Source organism: Acidovorax sp. SRI_002 (assembly GCF_057586455.1).
The window spans coordinates 295,014-307,700 of record NZ_JBYCZW010000003.1 but is presented as its reverse complement, the minus strand read 5'-3'; the positions used below and the strand labels follow the sequence as shown (position 1 = coordinate 307,700).

Genomic DNA, 12,687 nt, shown 5'->3' with positions numbered 1-12,687 from the left:
GTGGACTACCGGGCAGCCTTTTTTTGGGGGTGCTCCGTGGTGGCCGCCGGGTGCTTTTCGCCCGCCAGTGTCTGGAGCAAGCGGGTGAAGGTCGCTGTCGGGCCCACGTTGTCCTCGGCGCGATAGACCAGCGTCAGGGGCACATCCAGCCGCCCGCCATCCACCAACGGCCGGTAGGCAATGGCGTGGCGGTGCACGCCCAGCATCGATGAAGGCACCATGGAAATGCCCGTGCCCGCAGCCACCAGGTTGAGGTTGGTCAGCATGCGCGCCACCTCGGCCACCACGCGGGGGCGCACGCCCTGCTCGGCACACAGCGCCAGCAGGTTGGCATACAGGCCGGGCGCGCCCGGGCGGCGCACCAGGATCATGGGCTCGCCCTCCAGGTCGGCAATCTGGATGGGCAGCGGCTTGCCGCGCCGCTGGCGTTGTGCCAGTGGGTGGTCGATGGGCAGGGCCACCATGGCGGGCTCGTGCTGCAGCGTATCGAACACCAGGCCCGCAGGCCGCGCCACGGGTACGCGCAGCAGGCCACAGTGCAGGCGGCCATCGGCCACGGCCTCGGTGATTTCGGCGGCGTTGTTCTCGCCAATCTCCAGCACCAGGCCGGGGTGGCGGGCGCGGCACTCCCGCAAGGCGAACGGGGTGAACTCGTGCGCAGCGGCCGAGCTGGTGAAGGCAATCACGAGCCGGCCGGTCTTGCCCTCGGCCAGCAGCTGCATGCGGCTTTGCAGTGCGTCGAAGTCATGCACCAGGCGGGCGGCATCGGCCTGCAGTGTCTGCCCCGCCTCGGTCAACGTGACGCCCTTGGCATGGCGCTTGAACAGCACCACACCCACCGTGTTTTCAAGGGCCTTGATCTGCTGGCTGAGCGGTGGCTGGGCCATGCCCAGCAGCTCTGCCGCGCGGGTCATGTGCCCGGCTTCGGCCACCGCGAGAAAGTAGCGCAACTGGCGGATGTCCATGTCAGAGGTCGGGTGCAGATGGCAGGATGTTCATATGCAAATCGTATCGCCTAGAGCATTTTTGCCTATTTGACGTATTGAAAGCCGGTTTCTACGATGCAGCGGCATCCGGTTTGAAACGGCCCATAAGAATCCTCAAGGAGACACATCCACCATGACTGCCCCGCAACCCCATTTGCCTCTGCCCCGCCTGGCCCTGCTGGGCCTGGCGTGCCTTGCGGTGGCCGCCTGTGCGCCCATGGCACCCAGCAGTGCACCAGCGGCCAGCGCGGTTTCTGCCAAGGCCGAGGCCGCCCCCGTGGCTGCGGCCTGCCCCAAGGACTTGGCACCCATCGCCCGCTGCCTGTCGGGCCAGGATTCGGCGGGTGCGTATTACCTGATCGCCATGCCGCAGCGATGGAACGGCCACCTCGTGCTGCATGCCCACGGGGGCCCCGCGCTGGGTGCGCCCAGGATGGAGCGGTCGGTCGAAGACCTCACGCGCTGGTCCATCATGGTCCGTGCGGGCTACGCCTGGGCGGGCAGCACCTTCCGCCAGGGCGGCGTGGAGGTGCGCGCAGCGGCCGAGGACACCGAGCGCCTGCGGCAGATCTTTGTGCAGCACGTAGCGCAGCCGCAGCGCACGGTGCTGCACGGCCAGTCCTGGGGCGCCAGCGTGGCAGCCAAGGGGGTCGAGATGTTCCAGACCACCGCCAATGGCAAGCGCCCTTACGACGCCGTGCTGCTCACCAGCGGCGTGCTGGCAGGCGGCACGCGGTCCTACGACTTCCGCACCGACCTGCGCGTGGTCTACCAGTACCTGTGCAACAACCACCCCCGGCCCACCGAGGTGCAGTATCCGCTGAACATCGGCCTGCCTGCCGATGCGGCGATGACCCAGGCGGACCTGGCCGCACGCGTGAACGAATGCCTGGCGCTGAACAAGCCGGTGGCCGAGCGCACGCCCGAGCAGCAGCGAAAAGTCAAAACCATCGTGGATGTGATCCGCATCCCGGCCAGCTCCATCCAGGGCCACATGAACTGGGCCACCTTCCACTTCCGCGACGTGGTGCAGCACCGTACGGGCGGCGCCAGTCCGTTTGGCAACCGGGGGGTGTTGTACCGGGGCTCGCCCGACGATGCCGCCCTGAACGCGGCCGTGCTGCGCTACCGCGCCGACCCTGCGGCCGTGGCCCGCTTCGCGCAGGACACGGACCTGACCGGCCGCATTCCCGTGCCTGTGCTCACCGTGAAAGGCGTGGACGACCCCACCGCCTTCGTCGAGCTGGATGCAGCCTTCAAGGCCACCATGGCGCAGGGCGGCAGCGCGGCGCGCCTGGTGCAGACCTTCACCCAGCACAACACCCACAGCTACCTGAGCGACCCGACCTACCCCACGCTTTTGGCGGCGCTGCTGCGCTGGGTGGACACGGGCGACAAGCCCACGCCCGAGGGCATTGCGCGGCAGTGCGCAGGCATGGAGCCCCCATTTGGCAAGGGCTGCGCCTTCCTGCCCGGCTATGTGCCTGCGCCGCTGGCCAGCCGGGTGGCTGAGCGCGAGCGGCCGTAAACCAGCCGCTAGCGCAAAAAACAAAGGCCCCGCTGGAACAGCGGGGCCTTGTGTCAAGGTGCTACAAAATTCATAGCTGATTGCGCTTTCTAGATAAGCGCCAGGTGCCAATATCTCCAAAAAATCACAGTCAGAGCACCTGTCTTCTCACGCCGGGTGCAGCCCCGGCCGGGGCCGCACCGCCGCCTCTGCTTACTTGACGGAGGCAAGCGCCTTGTTCAGCGTGGCGCTCGGGCGCATCACGGCGTCCAGCTTGGCCACGTCGGGCAGGTAGTAGCCGCCGATGTCGGCAGGTGCGCCCTGCACGGCCGCCAGCTCGGCCACGATGGTCTGCTCGTTGTCGGTCAACTGCTTGGCCAGGGGCGCAAACTTGGCGGCCAGCTCGGCGTCTTCGGTCTGTGCGGCCAGTTCCTGCGCCCAGTACAGCGCCAGGTAGAACTGGCTGCCACGGTTGTCCAGCTGGCCGGTCTTGGGGCTTGGGTTCTTGTTGTTGTCCAGCAGCTTGCCCGTGGCAGCGTCCAGCGTCTGGGCCAGCACCTTGGCCTTGCCGTTGCCGGTCTTCAGGCCCAGGTCTTCCAGCGACACGGCCAGCGCCAGGAACTCACCCAGCGAATCCCAGCGCAGGTGGTTTTCTTCCACCAGCTGCTGCACGTGCTTCGGAGCCGAGCCGCCCGCGCCCGTTTCGTACATGCCGCCACCGGCCATCAGCGGCACGATGGACAGCATCTTGGCCGAGGTGCCCAGTTCCATGATGGGGAACAGGTCGGTGAGGTAGTCGCGCAGGATGTTGCCGGTGGCGCTGATGGTGTCCAGGCCACGGATCACGCGCTCCAGCGTGTAGCGCATCGCACGCACCTGGCTCATGATCTGGATATCGAGGCCGACGGTGTTGTGCTCGTGCAGGTACATCTTCACCTTGGTGATGAGTTCCTTTTCGTGCGGGCGGTACGAGTCGAGCCAGAACACCACGGGCATGCCGGAGTTGCGGGCGCGGTTGACGGCCAGCTTCACCCAGTCGCGGATCGCGGCGTCCTTGACCTGGCACATGCGCCAGATGTCGCCAGCTTCCACGTTCTGGCTCAGCAGCACTTCGCCGGTGGCCAGGTCGGTGATGTTGGCCACGCCGTCTTCAGCGATCTCGAAGGTCTTGTCGTGGCTGCCGTATTCCTCGGCCTGCTGGGCCATCAGGCCCACGTTGGGCACGGTGCCCATGGTCTTGGGGTCGAACGCGCCGTGCCACTTGCAGAAGTTGATGATCTCCTGGTAGATGCGGGCGAAGGTCGATTCAGGCATCACGGCCTTCACATCCTTCAGGCGGCCGTTGGCGTCCCACATCTTGCCGCCGTTGCGGATCATCGCGGGCATGGAGGCGTCCACGATGATGTCGTTGGGCGAGTGGAAGTTGGTGATGCCCTTGGCCGAATCCACCATGGCCAGCTCGGGGCGGTGCTCGTGGCAGGCGTGCAGGTCGCGCTTGATCTCGTCGCGCTGGCTTTGTGGCAGCGTCTCGATCTTGGTGTACAGATCGACCATGCCGTTGTTCACGTTCACGCCGAGTTCTTCAAAGGTCTTGGCGTGTTTCTCGAACGCATCCTTGTAGAAGATCTTCACGCAGTGGCCGAACACGATGGGGTGCGACACCTTCATCATCGTGGCCTTCACGTGCAGCGAGAACATCACGCCGGTCTTGCGCGCGTCTTCGATTTCCTTTTCGTAGAACTCCAGCAGCGCCTTCTTGCTCATGAACATGCTGTCGATCACTTCGCGGTCGAGCAGGCTGACCTTGGGCTTGAGGATGATGGCCTTGCCGCTCTTGGTGATCAACTCCATCTTCACGTCACGGGCGCGGTCCAGCGTCATGGACTTTTCGCCGTGGTAGAAGTCGCCAGCGTGCATGTGCGAGACGTGCGAACGCGATGCCTGGCTCCACTCGGCCATGCTGTGCGGGTTCTTGCGTGCGTATTCCTTCACGGCCTTGGGCGCGCGGCGGTCGGAGTTGCCTTCGCGCAGCACGGGGTTCACGGCCGAGCCGATGCACTTGCCGTAGCGGGCCTTGATCTCTTTTTCCTTGTCGTCCTTGGGCTGGTCCGGGTAGTCGGGCAGGGCGTAGCCCTTGGCCTGCAGCTCGGCGATGGCGGCCTTGAGCTGCGAGACGGACGCACTGATGTTGGGCAGCTTGATGATGTTGGCGTCGGGCTGCAGCGTTTTCTTGCCCAGCTCGGCCAGGGTGTTGGGAGCGCGCTGGTCTTCCTTCAAAAACTCGGGAAACTCGCCCAGCACGCGGGCGGCCACGGAGATGTCGCTCTCCGTCACATTGATGCCTGCGGGCGCCGCGAACGTGCGGACGATGGGCAGGAAGGAGGCCGTGGCCAGACGGGGTGCTTCGTCGGTCAGGGTGTAGATGATGGTCGGTTGCTGGGTCGTCATGGCTTGTCTCACGAAACAGAGTAGGTAGGTGCCCCCGGCTGCGTCGCAGCGGGGCCAAACGCGGATGCTCTCTGATTCTCCTTGCTCGGGGCTGTCACCGCCCGCTGTTTTTGCAATCGAATCTCACAATGCAAAATTATCATAAGCCCGGGGCACTTTTTTTCACCAAATAGGTGGTAATCACCCTGCGGCGCTCTGCAGTTTGACCGCGTTGGCGGCAGCGCGCCACCCCCTGTACACCCTATGAAAGGCCCCCTGGAACAGTCACCACGCGGCCAGGCAGGACGGCAAACTGCGCCCAGTGCGCGGGCAGGGCTTCGGGCGCCGTGCCGGTGAAGGCCCCGAAGGCGGGCAGGATCAACTGTCCATCGCCCCACCCAAAGCACGGCGCCCGCAGCGCATCCCGCGCCGGGCCGCGCAACCGCAGCGTGGGGTGCAGGTGCCCGGCAATCACCGTGTGGCCCCCAACGGCCTGCGGGTGGTGGCAGGCCAGCACCGGCACATGGGCGCAAGGCAACCAGGGCTCGTTGACCAGCGCCAGAGCCAGCGTGGCCGGTGGGTCGCCCGCATGCAGGTCGTGGTTGCCGCGCACCAGGGTCATCGCCACACGGGCATGGCGCTGGCGCCAGGGCAGCAACTGCTGCCACAGCGCATCGGCCGCGCCGCTGCGTGCGTGCAGAAAGTCGCCCAGAAACACCAGGTGGTCGGCGCCGGTGGCAGCGAGCACCGCATCCAGCCGCGCCAGGTTGTCGGCCGTGGTGCCATGCGGCACCGGCTGGCCCGCGCGGCGGAAGGTGGCTGCCTTGCCGAAATGCACATCCGCCACCAGCACCATGCGGGCAGCGGGCCACCACAGGGCGCGCTGGGGCAGCAGCTGCAGCGCGGTGCCGCAGGGCAGGGTGATGGCGTGCGCACCGATGGTGTGCGTGGGGGTGGCCAGCGAGGTCATGGTGCTCAGAATCCGTGGCGTCTGCGGGCGCGACGAGGGCTGTCCCCGGCCGGGTCTCGGCGCGTGCGCCGTGCCGAGGTCGCGGAGCCTTCAGGGAGGTCCCACGCCATGTCCGTGGATTGCACAGGGTGCTGCGCCAGGTGGGTGCCCGTGGTGGCGTCGGCCGCCTGCTCCAGCGCTTGCACCATGCGCGCCAGCCGGTCGGCCAGGGTCTCGGTGCTCAGGCGCTCGCGAAAGCGCTCCACCATCAGCGGCAGGGCAAACGGGGTGGGGCGCGTGAGGGCATGGATGGACAGGGTCTGCGCCTGCATGCCGCGCAGCGTTCGGGCCAGTCGCTCCATGTCCAGCTCGTTCGCCAGCAGCTCGGCACGGGCCTGGGCCAGCAGCAGGTTGTCGGGGTCGTACTGCGCAAACACGTCGTAATAGAGCGACGACGAGGCCTGCAGCTGGCGGCTGCTGCGCTGCTCGCCGGGGTGGCTCTGGAAGATCAGGCCCGCAATGCGCGCGATCTCGCGAAAGCGCCTGCGCGCCATTTCGGTGGCGTTCAGGCTGGCCAGCACTTCGTCTTCGAGCCCGCTACCGATGGTGGTGTGCGTGCCTTCGCCGATCAGGCGCGGCAGCAGCGCGGGCCAGTCCACGGGCTTGGCCGACAGCAGCTCCAGCCCGTAGTCATTGACCGCGATGGAGAAGGTGTTGGGCACCTGCTGCGACGCGCGCCAGCCCAGCAGCCCGGCCAGGCCCAGGTGCACCAGGCGGCCTGCCAGTGGGTACAGGTACAGGTGCCAGCCCTCGCGCGTGTGCAGGGTCTCGGCCACCAGGCGGCTGGGTGTGGGCAGGGCCGACCAGGCCTGCTGCAGCTCCAGCAGCGGCTGGGCGCAGCGCATCTCGGGCGTGGTGAACTGGCCGCGCTCGGCTTGCGCCAGCTGTTCCAGCATCGCATCGGCCAGCGTGTTCGACAGCGGCATGCGCCCGCCGCTCCAGCGCGGCAGTGCGGCGCTGCCCCTGGGGGCGATGCGCACATAGGCCGTCATCTGCTGGGTGCGCACCAGCTCCAGCAGCCGGCCTGCAAACATGAACACATCGCCCTTGCGCAGCCGGGCGATGAAGCTCTCTTCCACCGACCCCAGGCGCCCGCCGCTCACAAACTGCACCTGCATGGCGGCGTCGCTCACGATGGTGCCGATGTTGCTGCGGTGGCGGCGCGCCAGGCGCGCATCGGGCACGCGCCACACACCCTCGTCGTCTGGCACCACGCGGTGAAAGTCCGGGTAGGTGGCCAGCGATGAACCGCCCTGGCGCACAAACTGCAGCGCCCATTGCCAGTCGTTATCGGCCAAGGCCGCGTAGGCGGGTGCGCGGCGCACTTCGGCCAGCAGCGCATCGGGCACAAAGCCGCCGCCCAGCGCCACGGTGACCAGGTGCTGCACCAGCACGTCAAGCGGCGCACGCGGCGTGTGCCGGTCTTCAATGCGGCCCTGCGCCAGTGCGTGGCGCGCAGCGGCTGCCTCCACCAGCTCCAGGCTGTGCGTGGGCACCAGCGTGATGCTGGAGCTGCGCCCCGGCGCATGGCCCGAGCGGCCTGCACGCTGCACCAGCCGCGCCACGCCCTTGGCCGAACCGATTTGCAGCACCTGCTCCACCGGCAAAAAGTCCACGCCCAGGTCCAGGCTCGATGTGCACACCACGGCCTTGAGCTGCCCGGCCTTCAGGCCTCGCTCCACCCAGTCGCGCACCTCATGCCCGAGCGACCCATGGTGCAGCGCAATGGTGCCGGCCCAGTCGGGCCGTGCCTCCAGCAGCGCCTGGTACCAGCGCTCTGCCTGCGACCGGGTGTTGGTGAACACCAAGGTGGACGCCGCCGCTTCGATCGACTGCACCACCTGCGGCAGCAGGCTCAGCCCCATGTGGCCCGCCCACGCAAAGCGGTCGGCCCGCGCGGGCAGCATCACCTGCACCTCCAGCCGCTTGTCGATGCGGCCCTGCACCAGCACGGCGGGCGGTGGCTGTGGCGCTTCCGCCGTGCTGGGCACGGGCTGCGGCAGCAAGGTGTGCAGGGCCTCCTCCAGGTTGCCCAACGTGGCCGACATTCCCCACACCTGCAGCGCCGGGTTCCAGCCCGACAGGCGCGCCAGCGCCAGTTGCACCTGCACGCCGCGCTTGTTGCCCACCAGTTCGTGCCATTCGTCCACCACCACCAGGCGCACGCTGGCCAGGCGCTCACGCGCATCGGCGCGGGCCAGCAGCAGCGACACGCTTTCAGGCGTGGTCACCAGCAGCGTGGGCAGACGGCGGTCTTGCGCAGCGCGTTCGCTGCTGGCGGTGTCGCCGGTGCGCAGGCCGCTGGTCCAGGTGGGGGCCAGTTCGGGCAGCGGTGCCTGCAGGGCGCGCAGCGAATCGGCAGCGAGTGCACGCATGGGCGTGATCCACAGCACGGTGAGCGGTGGTGCCGCAGCGCGGCGCGTGCGCAGCGCGGTGCGGGCGTTGGGGGCTTCTTCGGGCGCTGGTGCTGCATCGGCCCGCGCCAGATGCTGCAGCGCGCCCAGCCACACCGCATAGGTCTTGCCCGCGCCCGTGGTGGCGTGCAGCAGGCCCGAGCGGTCCTCGCCCATCGCGCGCCACACGTCTTGCTGGAAGCCGAAGGGCTGCCACCCGCGCGCCGCCATCCAGGCGGCTGCGGCACTCGGTGCCACCGGGGGCAGGGGCTTGCGCGGGCGGCGTGTCGTGCTCATATGGCCGCGTCCTGCCCCGGCAGCAGTGCCATCAGCGTTTGCAAGGTATCGGCCTCGGCCACGGGTTTGTCTTGCCGCCAGCGCAGCATGCGCGGAAAGCGCACCGCAATGCCGCTCTTGTGGCGCGGGCTGCGCGCAATGCCTTCGAAGCCCAGCTCAAACACCAGCGTCGCGTCCACGCTGCGCACGGGCCCAAAGCTCTCGCGCGTGGTCTTGCGGATGATGGCGTCCACCTGCGCAATCTCGGCATCCGTCAGGCCCGAATAGGCCTTGGCAAAAGGCACCAGTTGCCGGTCCGGGTCGTCCTGCGGCCCGGTCCATACGGCAAAGGTGTAGTCGGTGTAGAGGCTGGCGCGGCGGCCGTGGCCGCGCTGGGCGTAGATGAGCACCGCGTCCACGCTCATGGGGTCGATCTTCCACTTCCACCACACGCCCACATCCTTGGTGCGGCCCACGCCGTACTGCGCGCTGCGGTGCTTGAGCATGAAGCCCTCGGTGCCCATGCTGCGCGCGGCCTCGCGCTGGCGTGCCAGGTCTTGCCAGTCGGTACCTTGCAGCAGTGCGCTCAGGCGCATGGCCTTGTGGGGCGGGGGAGCAATGGCGGTGTCATCGGGTTGCTGCAGCATGGCCTCCAGCAGCGTGCGGCGGGCCTGTTGCGGCTCTTGGCGCAGGTCCTGCCCAGCGTGCTCCAGCAGGTCGTAGGTGACCAGCACCACGGGCAGTTCGCGCAGCAGCTTCGGGCCCAGGGTCTTGCGGCCCAGGCGCTTTTGCAGGTCGGCAAAGGGGCGGGGCTGGGGCTCATCGGGCAGCCACACCAGAATCTCGCCATCGGCCACCGTGCCATCGGGCAGCTGCGCCATCGCGGCCTCGGCCAGTTCGGGGAAGCGGTCGGTCACCAGCTCCTCCCCGCGCGACCAGATCCACACCGCGCCCGCACGCCGCACGATCTGCGCACGGATGCCGTCCCACTTCCATTCCACCAGCCAGTCGCCGGGCGTGCCCAGCAGTGCGGGCATGTCGGCCACGGGCTGGTTGAACGGGTGGGCCAAAAAGAAGGGGTAGGGCTGGCCTGCATCGGCAGCATCCTGCGTACTGGCATCGTCGTCCACCGGCGCGATCAGCGCCTGGTAGTCGCTGGCCTGGGGCTGCCGGCCGATCTGCGTGTAGCCCATCAGCCGGTGGGCGATGCGCTTGGGGTCCAGCGCGCTCACCGTGGCCAGCGCCTGCGTCACCTGCAGGCGCGACACCCCCACGCGGAAGTTGCCGGTGATGAGCTTGAAGTACACAAAGCGCTGCTCAGGTGCCAGCATGTCCCATTGCGTGCGCAGACGGGTATCGGCGTCACCCTGCGGCAGGGTGCGCAGGGGCAGCAGCTGGGCCATCCATTCGGCCAGTGTCAGTTCGGTGGGCTGGGCAGGCGGGGGTAGCAGCAGCGCCAACGTTTCGGCCAGGTCGCCCACGGCCTGGTAGCTTTCTTCAAACAGCCACTCGGGCAGGCCCGCAGCCTCTTGTGCCAGCGCTTTCAGGCGCTTGGTGGGCACCATCTGGCGGGGTTTGCCGCCTGCGAGAAAGTAGGTGGCCCAGGCTGCATCGGCGGGCGGTGCCACGCGCAGGTAAGCCACCAGTGCCGCGAGTTTGGCCGACTGCGCGGTGGTGGCGTCGAGCGCCTGGAACAGCTGGGCAAAGGCCTTCATGCGGCTGCCTCAGGTGTGGGTGTGCTACCTGTCACCTCAGGCGCCTCCCCTGCATCGTCCTCGTTGTCATCGGCGCCGTATTCGGTGGCGAACACCTGGGCGTGCAGCCCCTGCTCGCGCAGCCAGCGCACCATCACGGCCGTGCTGCCGTGCGTCACGATGACGCGCTCCGCGCCCGTGGCGCAAATGGCTTTTTGCAAGCTGGGCCAGTCGGCGTGGTCACTCATCACAAAGCCCCGGTCCACGCCCCGGCGTCGGCGTGCGCCGCGCACCAGCATCCAGCCGCTGGCAAACGCGTCAGAAAAATCACCAAAGCGCTTGAGCCAAGGGGTGCCAGCGGCCGAGGGCGGCGCCAGCACCAGCGCGCGTTTCAGGTCGGCCTTGGTGAGGCCCGGGTCCGTCACGCGCAGCGTGGGCGGCAGGTCCACTCCCGCCGCGCGGTACACGGCGTTGAGCGGCTCCACCGCGCCATGCACCACGATGGGCCCGATGCTGGCGTCCACCCCATGCAGCAGCCGCTGCGCTTTGCCGAAGGCATAGGCATACAGCACGCTGGCCTTGCCCGCCGCTGCGTTCGCCGCCCACCAGGCATTAATGTCGGCAAACAGCGTGGGCTGCGAGGGCCAGCGGTAGATCGGCAGGCCAAAGGTCGATTCGGTGATGAAGGTGTGGCAGCGCACGGGTTCGAACGGCGTGCAGGTGCCGTCGTCTTCGAGCTTGTAGTCGCCCGAGGCCACCCACACCTGGCCGCCATGTTCGACGCGCACCTGGGCCGAGCCCAGCACGTGCCCGGCCGGGTGCAGCGAAACGCGCACGCCATGGTGGTCGATGACCTCGCCGTAGGCCAGCGTCTGCAGTGCGATGTCCGCCCCCAGCCGGTTGCGCAGCGTGCCCGCGCTGTCGGTATGCGCCAGGTAGTGGGCCGAGCCCATGCGTGCGTGGTCTGAATGGGCGTGCGTGATCACAGCCCGCTCCACCGGCCGCCAGGGGTCGATGTAGAAGTCGCCGGACGGGCAGTACAGGCCTTCGGGGCGGTGGACGATCAGGTCGCTTGCGGGCATGGTCGGGACATCGTAGGGGGCGGGCCAAAGCCGGGGCGCGGGCTGGGGATTGCGTGACGACGCTTCACGACTAAAATTTGAATAAAAATGGCTGCCAGCGCTTATATGATGAGTGCTGGCAGCTATAAATATGTGAGCAATCGCGCTGGGCGTGATTCATTCCGTCAGCGCAGTCAACGCCTCGTCCCATCATCTTGTGCAGCTTCACCCTGTCTGCAGGCCAACACCGCTTTTGTATGCGCACCGAAATCGCCCGCCCGTCAGACGCCGTTGCCATTGCTGCCGTGTTGCGCGAGGCCGCGCAGTGGTTGGTCGATCAAAAAATTCCGCTCTGGCTCGTGTCTGATTTCACAGATGACAGCGTGCAGCGTGATGTGGATGGCGGGTTGTATGTGGTCGCCAAAGCGAGCGAAGCGGTAGTGGGGGTGGTGCGCTTCCAGCGCGAAGACCCAGTCTTCTGGCCGGACGCTGAACCGGGCACCTCCGCGTTCTTGCACAAGCTGGCCGTACGGCGTGCTTGGGCGGGGCAGGGGGTATCTACGGCACTGCTGGCATTTGGGTGCCAGCACGCAGGCAGCCTGGGCCTGCGCTATATGCGGCTGGACTGCGTGGCCGACCGGCAACCGCTGCGGAGGCTGTATGAGGGCTTTGGTTTTACCCTGAACGACTGTGTGCGCAAAGGCAGCAGAGAGTTTGCGCGGTACCAGATCGTGCTGTAGCCGCGCTGTGACCATCTTCAGGAAGGAACGATTCATGCGCCGTGTTTGTGTGTTCCGCCGGTTCGTCATGGCGTTGTTGGTGGCCGTCGCCATGGCCCCATTCCTGACCACTGCCCAGGTGGCTGGCAACCCCGCCCCGCGCACCAATGCCTTCAACGACCCCTTTGTGCAGGTCACCAGCGCCATCCCGGCTTGCCCCGTGCCCGAAGGCCCGCTCTACACCGAGGCCGAGGTGCGCGAGCTGGCGCATGTGCGCTCGCAGCACGGCGGCAGCTGCCACCGTGTGGGGCGCTGCCGGTTGCCCAACTCCTACCTGTACGACGCCGAGATCATTCCGCGCGTGCAGCGCTACATCCAGCAGGATGGGCGTTTTGACGACACCAGTGTGTGGGTTCTGGGCGAGCGGCGGCTGGTGACACTGATGGGTTGCGTGCAGTCGCAGGCGCAGGCCGAGGCGCTGGAGAAAGCCGTGTGGCTGGTGGACGACGTGATGGGGGTGATCAACCTGCTGCAGGTGGGCGTTGAGCGCGATGGCGTGCGCTACCCGGTGCGGTCAGTGCCGTAGCCGGTGCACCGGCCTGCCACGGCCCTTTT

General features: G+C 67.6%; 9 protein-coding genes. 3 read left to right on the top strand and 6 right to left on the bottom strand.

The annotated features are described in order from the left end of the window. Positions 1-5: 5 nt before the first annotated feature. Positions 6-965, bottom strand: coding sequence for a LysR family transcriptional regulator (locus tag AC2YJX_RS09560; RefSeq protein ID WP_487255899.1), 960 nt, complete (start codon positions 963-965; stop codon positions 6-8). 154 nt (positions 966-1,119) lie between these two features. Between AC2YJX_RS09560 and AC2YJX_RS09555 the strand changes: the two genes are divergently transcribed. Continuing rightward, positions 1,120-2,514, top strand: a complete 1,395-nt coding sequence (locus AC2YJX_RS09555; RefSeq protein WP_487255898.1) for a hypothetical protein — start codon at positions 1,120-1,122, stop codon at positions 2,512-2,514. A 192-nt stretch (positions 2,515-2,706) separates the two neighbouring features. Here AC2YJX_RS09555 and AC2YJX_RS09550 read toward each other — a convergent pair whose 3' ends face one another. The 5 genes from AC2YJX_RS09550 to AC2YJX_RS09530 all read right to left on the bottom strand — a co-directional run bounded on the left by AC2YJX_RS09550 (position 2,707) and on the right by AC2YJX_RS09530 (position 11,374). Then, the gene (locus tag AC2YJX_RS09550; RefSeq protein WP_055395789.1) at positions 2,707-4,941 is read right to left on the bottom strand and encodes an NADP-dependent isocitrate dehydrogenase; all 2,235 of its coding nucleotides are present in this window, start codon (positions 4,939-4,941) and stop codon (positions 2,707-2,709) included. Between the two features lie 241 nt (positions 4,942-5,182). Next, complete coding sequence (gene pdeM / locus AC2YJX_RS09545) at positions 5,183-5,890, bottom strand: ligase-associated DNA damage response endonuclease PdeM (protein WP_487255897.1); 708 nt, start codon at positions 5,888-5,890, stop codon at positions 5,183-5,185. 5 nt (positions 5,891-5,895) lie between these two features. After that, complete coding sequence (locus AC2YJX_RS09540) at positions 5,896-8,619, bottom strand: ligase-associated DNA damage response DEXH box helicase (protein WP_487255896.1); 2,724 nt, start codon at positions 8,617-8,619, stop codon at positions 5,896-5,898. After that, complete coding sequence (locus AC2YJX_RS09535) at positions 8,616-10,313, bottom strand: ATP-dependent DNA ligase (protein WP_487255895.1); 1,698 nt, start codon at positions 10,311-10,313, stop codon at positions 8,616-8,618. Before AC2YJX_RS09535 ends, AC2YJX_RS09540 begins: the two co-directional genes overlap by 4 nt. After that, positions 10,310-11,374, bottom strand: a complete 1,065-nt coding sequence (locus AC2YJX_RS09530; protein ID WP_487255894.1) for a ligase-associated DNA damage response exonuclease — start codon at positions 11,372-11,374, stop codon at positions 10,310-10,312. Before AC2YJX_RS09530 ends, AC2YJX_RS09535 begins: the two co-directional genes overlap by 4 nt. Positions 11,375-11,610: 236 nt before the next feature. On the opposite strand from AC2YJX_RS09530, the gene AC2YJX_RS09525 reads away from it, so the two are divergent. Together AC2YJX_RS09525 and AC2YJX_RS09520 are read left to right on the top strand one after the other, a co-directional pair. Further along, on the top strand, positions 11,611-12,093 hold the full coding sequence (locus AC2YJX_RS09525; protein WP_487255893.1) for a GNAT family N-acetyltransferase: 483 nt from the start codon (positions 11,611-11,613) through the stop codon (positions 12,091-12,093). A gap of 34 nt (positions 12,094-12,127) precedes the next feature. Next, complete coding sequence (locus AC2YJX_RS09520; protein ID WP_370641409.1) at positions 12,128-12,658, top strand: BON domain-containing protein; 531 nt, start codon at positions 12,128-12,130, stop codon at positions 12,656-12,658. Positions 12,659-12,687: the final 29 nt, after the last annotated feature.